The 19,999-nt window shown below is 38.7% G+C and carries 22 protein-coding genes; 4 read left to right on the top strand and 18 right to left on the bottom strand.

Annotated features, from left to right (window positions below):
* Positions 1-242: 242 nt before the first annotated feature.
* Positions 243-1,445 (bottom strand): tRNA uracil 4-sulfurtransferase ThiI, encoded by a 1,203-nt coding sequence (gene thiI / locus EDD58_RS06765; RefSeq protein WP_131924102.1) that lies wholly within the window; start codon positions 1,443-1,445, stop codon positions 243-245.
* Positions 1,445-2,605, bottom strand: coding sequence for a cysteine desulfurase family protein (locus tag EDD58_RS06770; RefSeq protein ID WP_131924103.1), 1,161 nt, complete (start codon positions 2,603-2,605; stop codon positions 1,445-1,447). Before EDD58_RS06770 ends, thiI begins: the two co-directional genes overlap by 1 nt.
* A gap of 404 nt (positions 2,606-3,009) precedes the next feature.
* Here EDD58_RS06770 and EDD58_RS06775 point away from each other — a divergent pair, with 404 nt between their 5' ends.
* Positions 3,010-4,293 carry an MFS transporter gene (locus EDD58_RS06775; RefSeq protein ID WP_243648668.1) on the top strand — a complete coding sequence of 428 codons (1,284 nt, stop codon included), beginning with the start codon at positions 3,010-3,012 and terminating at the stop codon, positions 4,291-4,293.
* 69 nt (positions 4,294-4,362) lie between these two features.
* On the opposite strand, the gene msrA is transcribed toward EDD58_RS06775, so the two are convergent.
* Positions 4,363-4,833 (bottom strand): peptide-methionine (S)-S-oxide reductase MsrA, encoded by a 471-nt coding sequence (gene msrA / locus EDD58_RS06780; RefSeq protein WP_131924105.1) that lies wholly within the window; start codon positions 4,831-4,833, stop codon positions 4,363-4,365.
* Positions 4,834-4,879: 46 nt separating this feature from the next.
* On the bottom strand, positions 4,880-5,425 hold the full coding sequence (locus EDD58_RS06785; protein ID WP_131924106.1) for a DUF6042 family protein: 546 nt from the start codon (positions 5,423-5,425) through the stop codon (positions 4,880-4,882).
* A gap of 40 nt (positions 5,426-5,465) precedes the next feature.
* On the opposite strand from EDD58_RS06785, the gene EDD58_RS15340 reads away from it, so the two are divergent.
* Complete coding sequence (locus tag EDD58_RS15340) at positions 5,466-5,876, top strand: PGPGW domain-containing protein (RefSeq protein WP_424321658.1); 411 nt, start codon at positions 5,466-5,468, stop codon at positions 5,874-5,876.
* A 45-nt stretch (positions 5,877-5,921) separates the two neighbouring features.
* Here the strand turns inward: EDD58_RS15340 and EDD58_RS06795 are convergent, their stop codons facing one another.
* From EDD58_RS06795 to EDD58_RS06830, 8 genes are all read right to left on the bottom strand, one after another.
* Entirely contained in the window at positions 5,922-6,491 is a 570-nt protein-coding gene (locus tag EDD58_RS06795) for a DUF4126 domain-containing protein (protein ID WP_131924107.1), read from the bottom strand.
* Positions 6,492-6,550: 59 nt separating this feature from the next.
* Positions 6,551-7,180: an O-methyltransferase gene (locus EDD58_RS06800; protein ID WP_131924108.1), complete on the bottom strand. Its 630-nt coding sequence runs from the start codon at positions 7,178-7,180 to the stop codon at positions 6,551-6,553.
* Between the two features lie 205 nt (positions 7,181-7,385).
* On the bottom strand, positions 7,386-7,958 hold the full coding sequence (locus EDD58_RS06805) for a DUF4190 domain-containing protein (protein WP_131924109.1): 573 nt from the start codon (positions 7,956-7,958) through the stop codon (positions 7,386-7,388).
* A gap of 131 nt (positions 7,959-8,089) precedes the next feature.
* Positions 8,090-9,685 (bottom strand): peptide ABC transporter substrate-binding protein, encoded by a 1,596-nt coding sequence (locus tag EDD58_RS06810; protein WP_131924110.1) that lies wholly within the window; start codon positions 9,683-9,685, stop codon positions 8,090-8,092.
* Between the two features lie 161 nt (positions 9,686-9,846).
* Positions 9,847-11,187 carry a D-alanyl-D-alanine carboxypeptidase/D-alanyl-D-alanine endopeptidase gene (gene dacB / locus EDD58_RS06815; RefSeq protein ID WP_131924111.1) on the bottom strand — a complete coding sequence of 447 codons (1,341 nt, stop codon included), beginning with the start codon at positions 11,185-11,187 and terminating at the stop codon, positions 9,847-9,849.
* A 25-nt stretch (positions 11,188-11,212) separates the two neighbouring features.
* Positions 11,213-11,497, bottom strand: coding sequence for a DivIVA domain-containing protein (locus EDD58_RS15245; RefSeq protein WP_341539267.1), 285 nt, complete (start codon positions 11,495-11,497; stop codon positions 11,213-11,215).
* Between the two features lie 149 nt (positions 11,498-11,646).
* Positions 11,647-12,267 carry a YhcN/YlaJ family sporulation lipoprotein gene (locus EDD58_RS06825; protein WP_131924113.1) on the bottom strand — a complete coding sequence of 207 codons (621 nt, stop codon included), beginning with the start codon at positions 12,265-12,267 and terminating at the stop codon, positions 11,647-11,649.
* Between the two features lie 150 nt (positions 12,268-12,417).
* On the bottom strand, positions 12,418-13,104 hold the full coding sequence (locus EDD58_RS06830) for a zinc metallopeptidase (RefSeq protein WP_279389098.1): 687 nt from the start codon (positions 13,102-13,104) through the stop codon (positions 12,418-12,420).
* Positions 13,105-13,400: 296 nt separating this feature from the next.
* Between EDD58_RS06830 and EDD58_RS06835 the strand changes: the two genes are divergently transcribed.
* Entirely contained in the window at positions 13,401-14,618 is a 1,218-nt protein-coding gene (locus EDD58_RS06835; RefSeq protein ID WP_131924114.1) for a cation:proton antiporter, read from the top strand.
* Between the two features lie 56 nt (positions 14,619-14,674).
* Here the strand turns inward: EDD58_RS06835 and EDD58_RS06840 are convergent, their stop codons facing one another.
* Together EDD58_RS06840 and rodA are read right to left on the bottom strand one after the other, a co-directional pair.
* Entirely contained in the window at positions 14,675-14,956 is a 282-nt protein-coding gene (locus tag EDD58_RS06840; RefSeq protein WP_131924115.1) for a hypothetical protein, read from the bottom strand.
* Positions 14,957-14,979: 23 nt separating this feature from the next.
* On the bottom strand, positions 14,980-16,122 hold the full coding sequence (gene rodA, locus EDD58_RS06845; protein ID WP_131924116.1) for a rod shape-determining protein RodA: 1,143 nt from the start codon (positions 16,120-16,122) through the stop codon (positions 14,980-14,982).
* 165 nt (positions 16,123-16,287) lie between these two features.
* Between rodA and ftsW the strand changes: the two genes are divergently transcribed.
* Entirely contained in the window at positions 16,288-17,430 is a 1,143-nt protein-coding gene (gene ftsW, locus EDD58_RS06850) for a putative lipid II flippase FtsW (RefSeq protein WP_131924117.1), read from the top strand.
* 94 nt (positions 17,431-17,524) lie between these two features.
* Here the strand turns inward: ftsW and EDD58_RS06855 are convergent, their stop codons facing one another.
* The 4 genes from EDD58_RS06855 to EDD58_RS06870 all read right to left on the bottom strand — a co-directional run bounded on the left by EDD58_RS06855 (position 17,525) and on the right by EDD58_RS06870 (position 19,918).
* Entirely contained in the window at positions 17,525-17,977 is a 453-nt protein-coding gene (locus EDD58_RS06855; protein WP_131924118.1) for a GNAT family N-acetyltransferase, read from the bottom strand.
* Positions 17,978-17,996: 19 nt separating this feature from the next.
* Complete coding sequence (locus EDD58_RS06860) at positions 17,997-18,296, bottom strand: 2Fe-2S iron-sulfur cluster-binding protein (RefSeq protein ID WP_131924119.1); 300 nt, start codon at positions 18,294-18,296, stop codon at positions 17,997-17,999.
* 158 nt (positions 18,297-18,454) lie between these two features.
* Positions 18,455-19,066, bottom strand: coding sequence for a DedA family protein (locus EDD58_RS06865; protein ID WP_131924120.1), 612 nt, complete (start codon positions 19,064-19,066; stop codon positions 18,455-18,457).
* A gap of 111 nt (positions 19,067-19,177) precedes the next feature.
* Positions 19,178-19,918, bottom strand: coding sequence for an isochorismatase family protein (locus EDD58_RS06870; protein WP_131924121.1), 741 nt, complete (start codon positions 19,916-19,918; stop codon positions 19,178-19,180).
* Positions 19,919-19,999 lie beyond the last annotated feature (81 nt).

A 19,999-nucleotide genomic window follows, 5' to 3' on the forward strand; every position in this document is an offset into this window, starting at 1 on the left:
AGGTAAACGAATAAAACTCCTTCTCATTAGAGCCTATATCTGAAAAAACCTAATCCACTGGATCTAATAACCAAAGTGGTAAGGTCTCATTCCATTTCCAAATTCACTAAAAAGGTTTCTTACCCCTTGTCCTTAGTTTAGAAAGATACACCTAAAAATATGATTAAAACCAGTAATCGCTTTGATACTCATTTTCTCATATTGAGCATTTTCTTTGGGCTCATCCCATTCATGACAACAACTTAAAAAAACGAAAGTTCATGATCCAGATCCCTCTCGGGTGAGAGGTCAATCACTTCTGTCCCTAGAACAGCCTCTTGAACCAATTTTTCCACATCAAACCTAGCTTCTTGTCGAGCCGCTACATCTTTATCTGGCTTTGTCTTAGGAGCTTTAGGTAAGAAAACCGTACAGCAATCCTCATAAGGTAAAATTGATGTTTCATAAGTTCCAATTTTTTTAGAGATATCCACGATTTCATGCTTGTCCATTCCCACTAAAGGGCGAAGGACGGGGATCTGAACGACTTCATTAATGGCATTCATACTTTCTAAGGTTTGACTAGCCACTTGTCCAAGACTTTCGCCCGTGACTAAGGCTAAGGCTTTATTTTCCTTAGCTAGTTCTTGGGCAATACGAAGCATCATTCTACGCATAATCGTAATCGAATACGATTCATAACAATGCTTATTAATTTCTGTCTGAATTTCTGTAAATGGAACTACATGTAATCGGATGGAGCCACCATATCGAGTCAGAATTTGCGCTAAATCAATCACCTTTTGCTTAGCCCGTTCACTCGTAAAGGGATAACTATGAAAATGAACCGCATGAAGCTCAACACCACGTTTTAACGCTAAATAGCCAGCTACTGGACTGTCGATGCCTCCTGATAATAACAGCATGACACGTCCACTTACACCTACAGGTAATCCACCTGGGCCTGCATAATCTTTACCATAGATATAAGTATACTTTCCTCTTATTTCCACATGAAGCGGAAGATCAGGTTGATGAACATCTACATGTAAATCTTGGATATGATCTAATAGGAACCCACCCAACCGGCGATTCATTTCTTGTGAACGAATAGGGAAACGCTTATCAGCTCGTTTACTAATAACTTTAAAAGTACGAATCTCAGGTAGTTGCTGTTGTGTATATGCTAAAGCAGCCTGTTCAATTTCCTCGATGGTAGAGTGAACACGAATCGCTGGACTAAAAGCAACAAGTCCAAATACATTGGCCAGTTCCTCAATAATCTCATCCACCAATGACTCTTGACTCTCTACATAGATTCGACCTTGTGATTTAAACACAGAAACCCCTTTAAAAGGCTCTAACTGACGGCGAATATTTTGGACTAGTCGATCTTCAAATGCTGCCTTATTCTTTCCTTTTAACGCTAACTCGCCATATCGAAGTAAGATGGTATTACTTTTCATTATTTATGCACCCTCATGACTTGTTGTAATCGTGGGATCACTCGAATAAGTGCTTCTGCACATTTTTCTATATCCTCTTTCGTAGTATCATATCCCATACTAATTCGAATAGCACCAATCGATTCTTGATCTGATAATCCCATTGCTTTAAGAACTCGACTAGACACCTCTACTTTCGAGGAACAGGCCGATTTACTTGATACATAAACTTGTTCTTGTTCTAATGCGTGAACAAGAACTTCAGACTTCAAACCTGGAAAAGAGAGATTTAACAAATAAGAAGCTCCACCATCCCTCTGTAAATCTCCATTTACTTTCAATTGGGATAGTGAGCTATTTAATTTTTTCAACAATAATTCTTTCCACTCTTGTGTTCGTTGTAAAAAATCAAGTCGTTGCTCATGCGTCATGATTAATGCCTTAGCAAACCCAGCAATCCCTGGAACATTTTGAGTTCCAGAACGCAGCCCTCTCTCCTGTCCTCCTCCATGAAGTAAGGGGGTCAGTAATAAGTTTTTACGAATATAAAGCCCCCCAACCCCTTTAGGACCATGAAGTTTATGACCTGAAAAGGAAAGAAGGTCGATCTGTGATTGACTAGGAATCAAATCTATTTTTCCAAATGACTGTATAGCATCAACATGGAAAAATACTTTGGGGTATTTCTTTAATCTCTTCCCAATCTCTCGAATCGGTTGAATCGTGCCAGTCTCATTATTGGTGTGCATCACTGAGACAAGAACGGTTTCATCTGTTAGTGCTTTTTCCACATCATCTGGAGAGACTCTCCCCCATGAATCTACAGGAAGATATGTAACCTTCCAACCTCTGTTCTCAAGATGCCGGAACACTTCATGGATTGATGCATGTTCAATCTCCGTTGTGACTAAGTGCTTACCACGTTGGCAGTATTGCTCAGCAATTCCTTTAACTGCGATATTATTGGATTCAGTCCCGCCAGAAGTAAATAGAATCTCTTGGGGAGAACTTCGTAATACTTGGGCAACAACTTTTCTGGCTTGATCTACAAGTCGCTCCGCTTGCACACCTAGACCATGTAAAGAAGAAGGATTTCCAAATACTTTTTGCATGACATTGGTCATTACATCAACAACCTCTGGATAAACACGTGTGGTAGCACTGTTATCTAAATAAATCACTGTTTCGCCCTCCTTTCCTTTCCCATAACTTCACCATAATACCACAAAACAAAACCCCTGACACTGCACGTAAGAGGCCCATTTTTTATTGTAAATCGACTTGAGCAAAACAACTGAATGAATTGGAAATCATGCTACTTGATCCTCTGAATCTAAGAGGAGAGATGCTTCTCAGACGAACAACTTTTGCGGATTCGCTACGAGAGTGAGACAGCGAAACATCGACCCGACGGAATTTAGATCAATCTGTTACTTAAGATGTCATAGGGTAACTTAGAAAGCAAATCAAGAGCGATAGATTTTTTCCACTCTAATTTTTTTGTGCACATATTCAGAAGTGATATCTTTTGCTATATTTATTTAGGATAGCGAAATTTTCTTAGGCAGAAATGGATGGGAGAGCTTTGATCAGTCAAATATATGCCTACACGGAGCGTTTCAGAGAGTTTAATAAAAATATCAAATGGTTTTTTATCGGAAATATTCTTTTTCAAATTGGGTTGGGTGTTTTTTCTGTCATCTACAATCTTTATATCCAAGAGATTGGTCATGTAGCTAGTGTTAATGGCAGTATCATCTCAATCACCTCCATTGCTACAGCGATCGCTCTTGTTCCTGCTGGAATATTAAGTGATCGCTTAGGACGGAAACCTCTTTTTTTGTGGGGTGGAATAGTTGCTTCGGCAAGTCTAGGGATTCGTGCGATTGTCATAGAAGAACACTCATTACTTCTGTTTGCTTTTATTACTGGCTTTTTTACTGCTTTTATCCAAGTAACTGCCATTCCCTTTTTAGCTGAGAATTCAAGCCCCAAACAGAGAATTCATTTGTTTAGCTTAAATTTCGCATTAACGATGGTGGCTCAAGTGATTGGAAATTTGGGTGGTGGGGTCATTTCTGATCTATTTCACTATGGATGGGGTTTTAGTGGGCTGATGAGTGTACGTATCTCATTATTAGTGGGATGTTTCTTTTCTCTATTGGGATTTATCCCTTTATCATTCATTAAAGAGAATAAGCCTACTGTAGACCTGCCTCAGACCAAGGAAAGTTCATTCAAGCTATTATTATCCACACATCGCTCTCAAGCACGCTTAATTTTCCGCTTCACTTTAGCCAACCTCATAATTGGAATTGGGTCTGGACTCGTCATTCCCTATCTAAATTTATATTTTAGTGATCGCTTCTCAGCTAGCCACTCATCCATTGGGTTCATCGTTTCTTTAGGTCAAGCGGCAACCGCAGTAGCAATGATGATTGGTCCTTGGTTAGTTAGTCGTTGGGGACAAGTAAAGACAGTAGTCATTCTCCAACTAGCATCAATTCCTTTTCTATTGATTACAGGCTTTACAAATCTGTTCTGGCTCGCATGTGTGGGATTTTTAATTCGACAAGCGCTGATGAACGCAGCCAATCCCATTACTTCCACCATGCTTATGGAACAGGTAGACCATCGCTTTAAAGGATTAGCCAATAGCTTTGGACAGATGGTTTTCATGGTGGGCTGGGCAGTTACCGGGCCGTTCAGTACATCTATGGTAGCGACTCATGGAACTTATTGGGGATATGCCATTAACTTTGCTTTAACTTCGATTTGTTACATTGTGGGTGCTTCCTATTTCTATTTTGTTTTTCGGAAACTAAAAACAAGCCAAAAACTTGACCAAACTGACTCCATTGCCTCATAAAAAGATAGAAAAAACAAACACTCAGCTCCTTAAAACCAGAAAAGCTGAGTGTTTGTTATCTTATTCTACTTACATATGACAACTATTGAACCCACGCTTTTGTAAATAACGTTGATGATATTCTTCTGCACGATAAAAGGCGGCAACGGGTACAATCTGTGTCACAATAGGGTTCTTCCAACGCCCTGATTGATCCAGTTGTTTTAATGATATTTCTGCAATTTCTTTTTGTTCTTCAGTGTGATAAAAGATGACAGATCGATATTGTGTCCCGACATCGGGACCTTGTCGATTGAGGGTAGTTGGATTATGATTCTCCCAAAATACTTTTAGTAAATCCTCGTATGAGATCACTGTTGGATCATACTCCAAATGAACGACCTCTGCATGACCCGTTTGATCCGTACAAACCTCTTCATAAGTCGGTTGCTCGGTCTCTCCTCCCATGTATCCTACAGATGTCTCCTTCACGCCTAGAATCTGCCGGAATGTCTCTTCCACTCCCCAGAAACAACCAGCTCCAAAGGTAGCAAGCGCCATGTCATTTTCCCTCCCTATAAATATATCGTAGCAAATTCACACTTTTTCATAAAGATTGTTCCCTATTAGTTACCATATATAATTCTGCTTGCTTGCGATAGGCATGAATTTGTCTAACTTCCAGTTCATCCATCATCAATACATCCTCAGGTAAAGGAAATGGATGGACAACCATATCTAGATAAATCTTACCTTCTCTTCGGACTTCTCCTAGTATTCCTACTTGTATCAGAAGATGAATCCATTGGATCATCGTTTTTGGGTATTTAAAATGAGAACGATGAAGTACATGACGAACCGCTAATTCCCGCTCATAAATCGCAAAAAATTTTTCTTTCTCCTCTTCACATTCAAAAAACTTAGGGATTTCAAATGAAAACGGGAGTAAAGAAAGCTCTTTTTCTTCCGCTTTCATCAATTCAACAATTTCTGTTTTTGTATATCCATGAATAATAAAAGTCATTACACTAAGTAGAACAGAGCATGTACCATGGGGTAAAAATAGGTTCCAAGCATATGTAAAAAAACCTGAAGGTACATAAATCGAATCCTCTGACCAGCCTTGTGTGAGTAAAGTTTTAACTCCAAACACACTCTCAACTCCCTTTACCCTGCATTCTTTCTTCAGTCCAGTGTATTGGATTGATCCACTAGAATCTTTGATATTTTCTTATTTTATCCTTTTATGGAATAGAGGAAAAGTAAGTACTAAATATAAGAAAAACAACATTGCTCGTCCTCATATAACCGGTTATACTAAGAACAGAAAGATTACCCATCTCACATTAAAGGAGTTTAAATCCTTGTCACGGAAAAAACGACTTTGGTTTAATATATTAGGGTGGACATTCCTCGTTCTAGGAATTCTAGGGTGTTTCCTCCCCTTTTTACAAGGGATTTTGTTTATACTTGTAGGACTTTATTTCTTATCACACACCACACCTTGGGCTAACAAATTATTAATGAAATTGCGTAACCGCTATCCTAAAATCGCCACTAAATCCGAGGAATTTATAAAAAAATTCAGCTGGAAATCCACATAATGATAAAGACGAACCTGAAGTTCAGGTTCGTTATTTTTATCCCAGTTAAACGGCCCTTCTCATTTTTTTTCTGAATGACTGAATCAATTTATACAAGATAAACAACATGATGATGATGAGTACACCTGTAAGAATCGGCATCAATATAGCTAGAACTGATATAATCATCGAGCTTATATTTTCAATCAGACTCACTACAGGATTTCCCAATCCTCCTGTTGAAACGGTAGAAACCCCTCTTGCCGATGCCGTTAGAAGTTGTGTTGATGTAGCAGTCCCACCTCCAACAATTGCCGCCAACACCCATGTGAGTAGGGGGTTCATATCTGTAATTAAAGAAGCCGATATAACACTTCCTGCAACAACTGCAGTAGGTGTAGCAATCGTATCTAGAGCTTGGTCAACCCAAGGAATAAAATATGAAAAGACTTCAAGCAAAGTAGCCACTGCAAAAGTGATGAGGGCAACATTTGTTGTCATCCACTGAAATCCTTCTCCAAGCTCAATAAATTCGGCCTTTGCTCCAATACTGATCACTAAAAAAGGTACGAATACTCTAAATCCACAGGCGGCACTTAATCCAACTCCCATTAAAGTCGCTAACAACAGCTCCATCTATTTGACCACCTTTCGTAAATCTTTTCTTTTTTGTCTTAACGTTTTAATAAGGTAGGTCACTTGACTCGACAAATACCCAACCCGTCTCCAATTGGCAACAAGATTGATTCTAAGCGAGGATCTGTGGCAATTTTCTCATTGAACTGGCGGACAGTCGTTGGAGATGGTCCTTGATCCTCTAGATCAAAAATTCTTCCTGATTGAAGTAAATTATCAGCTGTAATAATCGTTCCAGGCCGAGCTAGTTGAATCGCCTTTTCTAAATAATTGATATAGTTCGGCTTATCCGCATCGATGAAAAAGAAGTCGAACTTCTCTTCTTTTTGGACAAAATCAGTTAGTATTTCCATCGCATCATTCACCATAAAAGTAACACGACTACTCAGTCCTGCTTTTTCTACATTTTCAATAGCAAAATCTGCATGTGCTTGTCTATTTTCCAAAGAAAGAACTTGTCCATCTTCAGGTATAGCTCTAGCTAACCAAATTGTACTATATCCGCCTAGAGCACCAATTTCACATATTTTTTTTGCACCTGACATTTTCACTAATAAGTATAATGTTTTCCCTATTTCTGGAGGGACTGAAATCTGTGGTAACTCCCGCTCTTCTAAACCTTTATAGATCGAATAAAGAATTTCATCCTCATGAACGAAAAGAGAACGTATATACTCTTTTTCTGACATTCTCAAACCCTCATTTCTCTTCAGATCAGAAACTTTCTCATTTATTCTAACCTAGTCAACAGTTGTTACACAATTCCACTACTTCATCGATTACAAAAAAATATACAGATAAGAGGTGGTATATTTTGAAGAGAATGATGGGAGTCAATAAAATTTAAAGAATAAGACCCCAGTAATTGGGGTCTTAAACGGGTCTGGTGATTAGTTAGAATAAGATTAAAAACGGGATTGCTAATGTAACCAAGATTATTGCAACGATTCCAACTGCTACACCCCACCAGCCTAGTGCACTTCCACGGCGGGCACTAATGACACCGACAATAATTCCTGCGGGTGCCATGATATAAGGTAAAAAGAAGAAGGAAAGTACAGACAAAATGATCGATGTGATGCCCAAGCCCCTTCCACGATCAGCAGTGTCATCTTCATCGCGATTTACACGTTTGTCGGCTAAGTCTGACCGGGGAGCTAATTCTTGAGCGTACTCCTCATCAAAATCATTCCGAACTCCAACGGGATCTACCTCAGGCTCATCATTACCCTCTGATAAGCCATCAAAAGCTGGGAAAGCTTGATCTTCTGCAAATTCTTCATCATCTTCAGCTCGGACCCCAACAGGTGTTGTTACTATTGGGTTTCCTTCTCCGCTTGGTGTTAAATCACCTAGTAACGGTGCTGACTCTTGTGCAAACTCTTCATCTTGAGCATCTCGCATACCTACAGGAGTATCATAGGTTACTAAATCATCAAGCTCTTTGTTGCGCTCGCGGTTTTCCATCTTGCCCCTCCCGTGTACCAGACCTAATCATATTGTCACCCCGAACCAACAAAACATAACTGGAAGGCATTTCCGCAAAAAAGCTATCCCAATATGGGATAGCTTTTCAAATCATATGGCTTAGATAAACCTTACTGTTTATCTGCTTGTGAATAGTCACTAGGACCAACTGGATGACGTAAAATACCAGTGACTCCTTTTTGCTCCAAAGCTCCTGAATTGTAATAGTACAATGGGAACACAGGTGCTTCATCAAATAGGATTTTCTCTGCTTGGTGTAAATATTGATCTCTTTCTTCTACATTCCCTGTATTGGCTGCTTTTTTCATCAACTCATCATACTGTGGATGGCTCCAGCCGGTACGGTTCATGGAATGATTGGTTTGGAAACTCTCTAAATAATTATAAGCATCATTGTAATCAGCCAAGAAACTGGAAGTAGTCATGATGTAATTTTTGTTTCGTTGATCATCGAAATAGACTTTTTTCTCTTTGGCTTGAAGGGCTACATCAACACCTAAATTTTTACGGTACATTTCTTGAATCGCTTCTGCCAAGGTTTTATTTTTGTCGCTGGAGTTACTATATAGTAGCGTGACTGGTGGAAGCTTAGCCCAACCTTCCTCTTGCATTCCTTCTGCTAATAATTTTTTTGCTTCTTCAAACTGAGCCTCTTGGATTAAGCTTCCGCCTTTTTCTCTAAATTGGTTAGGTACAGATGGTGCTACATAAGCATAAGCTGGCTTTTCACCACCACCAACAATTCGTTCAGTAATTAATTTCCGATCAAGTGCAAGAGAAAATGCTTTACGTACTTTAGCATTAGTAAATGGTGCTTTTTGCACGTTGAGACGGAAGAAAGAAAGTCCGTTTCCATCAGATGTTTTAATTTCTCCGCTTTTAATCAAAGACCCCACTAAATCGCTGGGTAATATCCCTTTCCCTACAACATCTAGTTCCTTCGTTTGGAAAAGAGAATAAACTGTTTTGCCATCAGAAACCATTGAGAATTGAATCCCACTTAATTTAACAAGATCTTTTTTATGATAGTGATCGTTTTTAACTAATTTAACTCGGTCATCATGTTTCCATTCACTCATTTTAAAGGGACCATTACTTACATAAGTTGAAGCTTCATTGTAAAGATTTTTGTTTGATTCAGCTACTTTCTTGTTGATTGGGAAATAAACAGGGTAGGAAACCAATTGCAAGAAAGAAGGAGTTGGACGGGCTAATTTCACTTCTAGGGTGGACTCATCTAATGCTTTGACTTCTACTTGATCCACTTTACCCTTTCCCGTATTATACTCTTCTGCACCTTTAATGAAATATAAAAGGAAAGCTGGATCTGCAGCTTCTTGAGGATCAAGAACACGCTTCCAAGCGTACTCAAAATCATGAGCAGTTACAGGTTCACCGTTTGACCATTGGGTCTGGTTTAATTTAAAAGTATAGGTCAATCCATCAGGACTCGTCTGTACTTCTTTAGCTACAGCGGGTTGAGGCTGATGGTTTTGGTCCAATTTCATTAAACCTTCAAATAAGGCATTGGTCACATCCAGAGAATCTTCATCAAATGCCTGTGCTGGGTCTAACGAAGAAGGCTCTCCACCTAAGTTAAGTTTGAGAACTTTTTCTGCTGAGTTACCGGCATCACTAGAACAGCCAGTTAAGATAGAACCAATCGTAAACAGCAAAATAAATGATAAGATCCACATTCTTTTCATTATAGAACCCCCCCGATCTCTTTCTGTCTGGGCTTGTTGTTAATCTCTTCTGATCTTACAACTGTTCCCATGACTAATTCATCTAACCCCAACTTTTTCGCTATCATCAAAAGTAATTCCTGCAATTTAAATAAAAGTATTTTAAATGGAATAAATTACTTTTATTTAGAAAGATTATGATCATCTAACGAGGCAATTAATTCTCTAATCAAATAATTACCCATCTCTGCACCGTGATCTTCTTTTATCAATCCATTAATCATGCACGAAAAAATGATCCGTACTTCTCCATGCTCATAAAGATATCCTGATAAGGTTTTTACACCGTTCACAGTTCCTGTTTTAGCTTTTAAATCCCAGCTGGAGGGTAATTCTAAATCACGATGCTCCAAAGTTCCTGATTTACCTAGCTGAGCTAAACTCTCTTGAAAAGTGAATGTATTAGGATGTTCTAACATATGTTCTAATAGCTTTCGGAGGGTGAGTGGAGAAGAAAAATTATACGTTGATAAACCTGACCCATCTACATATCTCCCAGGAAGCTTCAAATTCCAATGCTTACATACATCCTCAACAATTTTCACTCCTGCTTCCACTGATCCAACTCCATCCTGTTGAAGAGGTAATGTACGTAGTAACACCTCAGCAACTAGGTTACGACTATCTTGATTCACTAATTTTAAAACTTCAGCTAATGGTGGAGACTCATGGAAAAGGTGAATCGATGATGTTTCCAACAATTCTTGAGAAATAGGTTGAACGAAAAAAGAAACTTGTTCATCTATTTCAATCCCTGCATATTGACAAGCTGATCGAATTGCTAAATAGAAAAACTCTGGACCCGATTCAACAGCTGCTTCCATTTCTTCCTCATCACGAGCGATAACTCCACAAGCTACATAATCATAACGATTTTCCGTTCGAACTAATGTATATTCAGTTTCATCAGAGGGACTCACCTCTAATCTAGATGCATCCAGCCGAGATTCAACAAAGGAAAACGGATTTTCTAATTGAATCCCCTCATCTTGAAAACTGATTTGAAAAGGGATCCGGTTCTCTTCTAGGTTTAACGCATGAATCGGGGCAGCAAATCCCATGACTAGATCATCCCACATCCAGCCTGTTCCCCACCGTTCAGATTGAAACAGAGAATCATCCAAGCAGATCCTGTCAATTTTTTTAACTCCACGTTCCTTTAGACATCTAACCATGTGACAGACATCATCCCAGGAGTAAACAGGATCTCCTCCACCTATAACCCAAAGCGTTTGATCCGAAACACCAAATTGAGTGGTCCAACGATAATCAGGGCCTAGCTGATCTAAAGCCACAGCTGAAGTCCACAACTTTTGATTGGAAGCAGGGATAAACCACTCATTATCCTGCCAAGCAAGTGATTTCCCCGTCTTTTGATCAATAAGAGAGAGCCCCCATTTGGCCCCCTCTTCGCCTAAAGAGTCATGTAAATAATGAGTCACTTTGTGTATAAGTGAATTCAATTACATCTCCCTCTTTTCAGTATTTTCAACGTCTAATGACTTGTTCCAATCGTTCTAATCGAATGAGTATTTCATGAATGACTTCCCCATAGTCATTGTCCGCAGAAACAGCTACATTTCGATCCGTTGTACTTGCTCTATTTTGCTTTTCTAATTGCAACTGTTCTTTTAAATATTCGTTTTCTTGTAATACATCTTCATAACTTTTAATAACCAAATCTAGAAATTCATTTACTTCTGCTACATCATAACCTCGAATTGACTGTTTAAAATCTTTATTAAAGATTTCCATCGGCGTTAACCGCTTCACTTTCAACATCTCCTTTTTTCCCTTCTATTTTCACATTATAACGAAAAACAGCTTCATCTCAAGACAGAAAAAAGAAAACATAGATCAAGTCTGTCTAGGCCATCAAAGCTTAGACTTATTCAGATCTATGTTTCCTCAAATTCATAAGGTTACTTTGCCTCAGGAAAGGTACGGTTAATCACATTGGTAACGCCTTCAATAATTCCACCGATGGGTCTACCATTACGAAAATCATTTACATAACCGTTTAATTGCTTAACAAAATTGGGATTGGCAGATACAAAAACACGCTGGAGATTGGGATCAACTGAACGAGCTTCATCTGCAATTTTTTGTTTAAAATCGTCAGTTAGCAAACCATCTTTCCCCATGTCTCTCGTTGTCACACCAATATAGGCATAGTTACCTAAAACGACGGCTGCAGCAGTATCTACATTTTTCATATCTGCTACACGGTCAGCAATATCATCAGAGACTCGAAATCCTTTTGCCAAATTATTATTGGCTGTATTTCCTTGAGCATTTCTCATGGTATTTCCTAGATCTGTTTGAGCACGATCACCAGCATTCTTTGTTGGGAAAGCCTTCGTGTGATTATTCATCACGTTGTTCTGATTGGCCAATCGATTTTGGTCTGTCACTCTAACTGTACGCAACCGATTTTGTCCAGTTCGATCCTGTGCTTGTCGATCCGTGTTCATGGTACAGCCAACAACTGAAAAAACTAAACTGGAAGCAATAATTCCTTTGATCATGTTACTCCATAACATAAGATGATTCCCCCCTTATTTGTGATTTCATAGTTAGTATGAAAAAACAAGACATAGTTATGTTAGGGGGTTTATGGAAAGGAAACACATCAAGTCATTTTAGGTGAAAATGGGTTCCTCACCTGTTTATGAAGCAACACTATATTATGTTTAATCTTCATTTCTCTGTAAGAAAAGTATAAAAATATATTGAAGTAACTCCAACAAAGCAACCAATGCACCTGCCACATAAGTAAACGCTGCAGAGTTAAGTACACGATTCACACCCATCTCCTCATCATGACCACGAATAAAACCTTCAGCTACCATGATTTTTTTCGCACGTGAACTTGCATTAAATTCCACGGGAAGTGTAACAAGGTGAAATAGAACTGCTACTGAGAAAAAAATGATTCCCAAAAATAGAAGCCCTGTCGCCTTGAAAAAAATACCTGCCAGTAAGAGAAACGGGGCGGTTCCTGAGGTAAGATTTAAAATCGGAACCATCCGATGTCTAAGTACAAGTGCACCATATTGTTGTTGGTGTTGAATCGCATGACCACATTCATGAGCCGCTACAGAGATGGAAGCAATGGAATCTGAAGCATAAACAGACTGAGATAGACGAACAGCTGGAGCCGTTGGATCATAATGGTCAGAAAGTCTTCCAGGAACCATTTCTACGGGAACATGATATAAACCATTCCGATCCAGGATCAACCGAGCCACCTCAGCTCCTGTAAAGCCCGAAGAAGCTCTCACTGTTGACCAACGTTGAAAATTCCCCTTCACCTTCATTTGTGCCCAGAGGGTGATAATTAATCCGACAATTGAAACACTAATAAATATGAGATTCAACAATCTTAATCCTCCTCTCCTTTATACAATACCCCAATATTCACCACATCTATCTAGATGTCTATTATTACCATACATAGATCGTACTTCGATCTATATAGATCGAAGTACTAGATGAAAGTGAATAATTTGTGACATCTATATAAATGACACCATTTTTTTTAGGGGAGACTAAAAGTAGTCTGTTATAATTAACACTGTTACATAGTGATCGGACTTTTATTCTAAAACAGTTGTGATTCAAGTGAATAGTTAGATTTTACCGATCCATACATATCATCTAAAGGAGGAAGCAAATGGATTTTTTGAACCAACTTGTAGACACAGAAACATTAAAGAACTTCAGCTTCTTGTATGAATTGGTTATCATTTTATTCTTTGTAAAACTTGCAGGCCATCTTAGTAAAAAACTAGGTCAACCTGCTGTAATGGGAGAGCTATTGGTAGGGGTTATCTTGGGACCCATGGTATTGGGATGGCTTCACCAAACGGATTTCATTAAAGAATTAGCTGAAATTGGTGTAATCCTGTTAATGTTTATTGCAGGATTAGAAACGGATATTAATGAATTTAAAAAAACGGCTTATGGTTCGTCATTAGTAGCACTGAGTGGTGTTCTTTTTCCCTTTTTAGGTGGTTTAGGGATCGGATTGCTGTTCAGTTATAATCTTTCCACCTCCCTATTTATAGGTACACTTCTAGTTGCCACAAGTGTTAGTATCTCCGTTCAAACTCTCCGTGAACTCGGGAAACTACAATCCAAAGAAGGCGTTACTATTCTGGGTGCGGCAGTACTTGACGATGTATTGGGCATTATTATCTTATCTCTAGTGGTAGGATTTGCAGCTGGTGGTGCAGGTGGCGGTAGTGTACTAAGTATTGTTATTTTACTAGCTAAAATCTTAGCCTTCTTTATCCTGGTTTTTGTCTTAGGGAAGTATGTCATCCCACGCGTATTTAAGTGGGCTTCAAACTTAATTACTACAGAAGTTATTTTAACGTTTGGCCTTATTACCGCTCTCGGTTTTGCCTACATGTCTGAAATGTTCGGTTTGGCAGGAATCGTAGGTGCTTATTTCGCAGGTCTCATGTTGAGCTTAACTAAATATAAACATGAAGTATTTGAAAAGGTGGAAACGATTTCTTTTTCATTCTTTGTTCCAGTCTTCTTCGTAAGTATTGGTTTAGCCGCCAATTTTGGGAAAGTTGATTCTACGATGTTATTCCATATTGCGATCTTGACCATCGTTGCTGTGGCAACCAAATTATTAGGAGGCGCATTAGGAGCCCGCCTAGGTGGTTTTGATAAACGTAGCTCTATGGGAATTGGTGCTGGGATGATTGCTCGTGGAGAAGTAGGTTTAATTGTTGCCAAAATTGGGCAGGATAAAGGGTTAATCAATGATGAATTGTTCGCTGCCACGATTGTCATTGTTTTGGTTACAACCCTAGTTACTCCCCCCTTACTCAAAGCTTTCTTTTCAAAGAAAAAAGAAACCAATCCTTCTGTTTAATAGAAACGAGCGTCTTTAATCGAAAAGACGCTCGTTATCATTTACAGTTTCTATTTTTAAGAAGGTTGATCTTCTGTCTTATCTAGCTTTCTAAGTTCTTCCAACATGTTAGACAACCGATCAAAAGGAATTCCCTTTTCATTTCTAGCAGATACCAAAAGTGTCACATCTGGACTAAATGTAGGTACATGCTCCTTCACCTCTACTTCTGTCTCTCCAAACATTTTACGATAGACATGTTGATCACCTAGCTTCTTCCACCCATTTTTCAACATTTCCTCTTCATACAACTCATAATCTTCTTCTTCGATTCGCATTTGAATACTAGTAATTTTCAAGTGAAACACTCCTTATTTATCTATTAAAAAATAAGCCCCCGCTGTTGATGAATTCCTACATTTAATACAAATCCAATTCCAATCATTTGAGTCACTAGTGAGCTTCCTCCATAACTAATAAACGGCAAAGGTAAACCAGTAATCGGTAACAACCCTACCGTCATCCCAATATTTTGGATGACTTGAAATGAAATCATACCAATCACACCTGTCACCACAAATCTTTGAAAGGGGTCCTCTGCATGAAAAGCAATCATTATCATACGATAAATCATGAGTAAAAACAAAACGATAACTAGACTAGCTCCTAAAAAACCAAATTCTTCAGCAAAAACAGCAAAAATAAAGTCATTATGCGGCTCTGGAATCCAGTTGCCCTGTACTTGAGTTCCTTGATGCCACCCTTTTCCTAAGAACGAGCCTGAGCCAATTCCAATCTTCGCTTGTGTGAGTTGGTATCCTGCCCCTGTCGGATCTGCCGCAGGATTGACGAAGGTCTCAATCCTCTTAATTTGATGATCCTTTAAGATGATCTGTAAAAATGGGTGATCTGTAAAATAAAGAGTAAAGACACTCCCTACGGACAAGACAAGAGTTAGAATTCCTGTTAAAAACCATCGCCGTGGCATCCCCGCAATCCAACACATACTCACAGTAATCGCAATAAAAACCAATGCAGTTCCCAGATCAGGTTGTGATAAAATAATCAAAAAAGGAATCACTAATAAGATGAAAAGCTTTCCCAAATCACGTAGACGTTCACCATAAAATCCTGATCGTTCGGCTAACACTTTACCAAAAAGTAATATAAAGATCAGTTTCATCAGCTCGGATGGTTGCAACTGAAATGACCCTATGCGAATCCATTGTTGAGCCCCTTTCACTTTTACACCCAACCCTGGAACGAAGACAAGAATGAGAAGCAAAATTCCTACTATATACAGTAGGTATAGAAATCTCCCTTGCGACAAAATTTTTAAGTCAAACAGGAGAAAGCTTAACATACATAGAAAACCCAATATGTACCAACCAATTTGTTTTTCAACATAAGAAGAATCACTGGTGTAAGTTGCGCTTGAAATGGCTACAATGCTTATAGATCCAAGGATAAAGAGAATGAGGATCAACATAAAGTCTAGATGCATCAGACGCTTACTTGGCTTCATCTTCTTAACCCCTAATCTCCCATTACTTTTACAAAAGCTAATCAATAAGTCAATCGCTCAACTGATATATGTAAATGCTTTAATTTGATGGATCAATCTTATGGATCAGAACCAAGTCTATATGGCTTATATAGAGATCATTTTCTTTAAAAGGAGTTTTTCATCATGAGCAAGAAACAAAGAAAACCCGATTTCTGGCTAATCTTAATTACTTTTCTTTTATTCGGGTTTGGATTAGTCATGGTATTCAGTACAAGCTACTATAAAGGATTAACTGAATATCAGGACTCCTACTATTTTTTTAAAAAACAATTAAGCTTTGGCGTAATTGGACTCATCCTCTTTTTTATTGTGTCAAATATCCCTTATTCTTTTTATCGAAAACATGTCGGATTGATAACACTTTTTTGTTTGCTCTCATTAGTCATTGTACTAATTCCTGGTCTAGGGGAGTCAAGAAATGGCGCCACCCGATGGCTTGATCTCGGTTTCTTCTCTTTCCAACCTTCTGAATATGTGAAAGTGGGTTTAGTTATCTACACAGCTTCAATCATGGTGAAAAAACAGGAAGTGATCGACCAATTTCGCCGTTCTGTCATTCCCCCATTAATTGTGATTGGACTGTTTAGCTTACTTTTAGTCTCTCAACCCCATTTTAGTGCCATTGTAATTATATTCGGAACCTGCCTAACGATGATCTATTGTTCGGGTGTCAGAATAAAGCCTCTGATCACTCTCCTACTCGTCACTATTCCGATCTTAGTAGCGGTTATGTTATTAGCTGACTATCGATTGGATCGCGTTTTTACTTTGCTTGATCCATTGAGTGATCCCAAAGGACGCGGATATCAAATATCTAATTCTTTAATGGCGATTGGTCCAGGAGGATTAACTGGAGCAGGTCTCGGAAATAGCATTCAAAAAATGGATTATTTACCTGAGGCTCATACGGACTTTATTTTTTCAATCATTGCTGAGGAAATGGGCTTTATCGGTAGCGCACTATTGATCTGTCTTTATATTCTCTTTGTATTTAGAGGTGTCATCATCTCATTACAAGCCCCAGATCAATTTGGTACCTTGTTAGGAATTGGTATCGTGACACTAATTTCGCTGGAAGCCTTATTCAATCTTGGTGTTGTGACTGCCATTGTCCCAGTGACTGGAGTTCCTCTACCTCTGATTAGCTATGGGGGGACAGCTCTGATGATCAAGCTATTTTCTCTGGGTGTTTTATTGAATATTTCTCGCTCTCGAGTTAAGAAAGGGGCAGCGACTGCGAAGAATGTAAGTGCAACACCGCTATAGTCACTAAGAATCAATCAAGTAAAAGTAGGGAGACCGATGTTTATCCTTAAAACATCGACTCCTAAACTGCTCACAGCAACACAACTAAAAGCTTTTAATCTTTTTTCAAAAGATGAACAAGGTCAATTCCTTCTTTGGTTCCTGTTTCTTTGACAATCCGAAAACCGTATTTTTCATATAAATGAATAGCAGGCTTATTTGCTTTAGCAGTAGCAACTTCCCACTGATCGATTTGCGGCAAACTTAATACATGGGAAAGCAAAGCAGTGGCAATACCATTTCGGAAATACAAAGGATCAACAGCAAGGCGGTGTATATCACAGATGCAATGATCGTAGATTTTGTAAGAAATCAAACCAGCTAATTGATCTCGGATCATATAGCCAACCCATGTCTCTCCTGCAGATCGAACCTGTTCAGACGTTTCATGTAAAGGGGGCAAATTCATATTTTTAATATATTCAGCTTCAACTAAATAAGCTTTCTTCTGGATCTCCATCACACGAGATAAAAGGTGCTCATCCTCTAGGTGTACAGGTACTAACATTCTTATTCCCCTCACTTTTCTAACTAGTTTCTTTCATTGGTACGATTTCAATCAATAAATCACCTTGAACATAGGTTTGACAAGCTAAGCGATATCCAATATCTACTTGCTTATCTAAACGAACCGTTTCTTGGGTAGTGGGTAGATTTAGACCTTCTTCACCTTGTACCACTTTCATCTGACAAGTTCCACACCTTCCACTTGTACAGCGAAAAGGAAGCGGAATCCCTCGGGAAGCAGCTTCCAACAATAGATTGGCTCCTGTCGGAACTTCCATTTGATAAGTGACCCCTTCGATTTGAATCTTAACTTGATGCATGTCGCTCCCTCCTGTTTCTACAAATATACTACAACCTCATCTAGATAAATGTCTTCACTACAGCAAAAACCATCACCTTCTATTGATGATGGTTTTATATTTTGAAGAGAAATAACTTGTATGTAAGGAAAAGTTATTTGCTTCCCCTCAAACTCTCTTTATTTCGAATGTAGTGATTTCTTCTGATTAACCTTGATATAAACCCCAATCCCAATTCCAACGACTGGTAAGACACATAACAGAGCCTTCCAACCATATTGATGTAACAGAACAAAAACCATTTCCCAGTTGGCACCTAAGATATAACCTAAGCCTATGAAGGTTGCACACCAAACAATAGCTCCTGTATATGCATAGATGGCAAAGCGATGGAAAGACATCTTAGCGATTCCTGCTAGATATGCAGTGACATGACGTACCCCAGGAATAAAGTAACCTACAAAAAGTAACCAATTACCATATTTTCTAAATAGCAACTGGGAAATAAGAAGCCTTCGTCGAGTTATAAAAAACTTTTTTCCATACTTTTTTATAAAGGGATATCCAAGACGTTGTCCTAATATATAACTGACGGTAATCCCGCTCGCTGAACCAAGCAAAGCACTTATATAAGTGAAGGGGAGATTCAAGCTACCAATCGAAGCGAGATAACCAATAAAAGTCATCATAATTTCATCAGGTAAAGGCAACCCAACGATCCCTAAAACTAAGAAAAGAAAAATACCTATATAACCATATTGTTGTAACAAATCAATCAAAGATTGTTCCATTGGCCAACCCCGTTTTTTTCCTATACATCCAGAACGCTTCTAGAATATCATAATTACACAGTGAAAAAAAGAGTTTACCCTCAATACAAAAGTATGCCAATGGTTCTTTTTTTAGTCGACTGTTAGTTTAACCTCTGGAACCACTTGAATACCATTTAATTTCATGTGATAAAGGAAAACAAGGTCCAGTAGATCAGCGTCATGAGCCATAATCCCCAATTGTTCTGCTTGTTCAACAGGAATATCATAGGTACGAACGTGGGATTGTGGAATAATGATCTGAACATCAGCATTTTTCTCATTGGCAAGCAGTTGAATTCCCATCGCATTTTGATAGATGCATAGATCTGTACAATCCCCAATCATTAAGAAAAGGGGAGTTTCTTTAGTAAAGACTTGTTCCAACCACTCATGAAAACGAATGCCATCTGCATTGACCCCAAACATGCCACTGGTAGCATTTTTGTGAAAAATATTCACACCTGGTTGTTGAGCAAATGTTTGTAAAGGGTGAACAACTTCAGCCTCATCCGTTTCACGCACACAATGGGGAGGAAATGTTGAAAATTCCTTCGCATCCTGTGGATGGTGATCATTCAAAAAAATTACATGATCACTGGACAACCCTTTTTTCTGGAGGGCTTCAGCAAGTTGGGCTGAAGGTTGAACCATTTCGTTGACACGCGCACTAGATAGAGCTCCCATCTCACAAAAGCCTTTTAAAATATCTACGAAAACTAGATAGACATGATCCAATCCTCCCGCCTGTTTGATGAGATCATCGATCGAAACGGAAGGGACTTGTTGCATATGCTTGGACATATAATTGATGAAAACGTTTGCTTTTTCCATTTAAATCTCTCCTCTGTTTGAATCATGGAGGGCTCACTCTTCGCTCTCATCTTACCAAACTAGATGCAAACGGGAAAGGTT

The organism is Hazenella coriacea (assembly GCF_004341825.1).
Lineage (GTDB): Bacteria > Bacillota > Bacilli > Thermoactinomycetales > Thermoactinomycetaceae > Hazenella > Hazenella coriacea.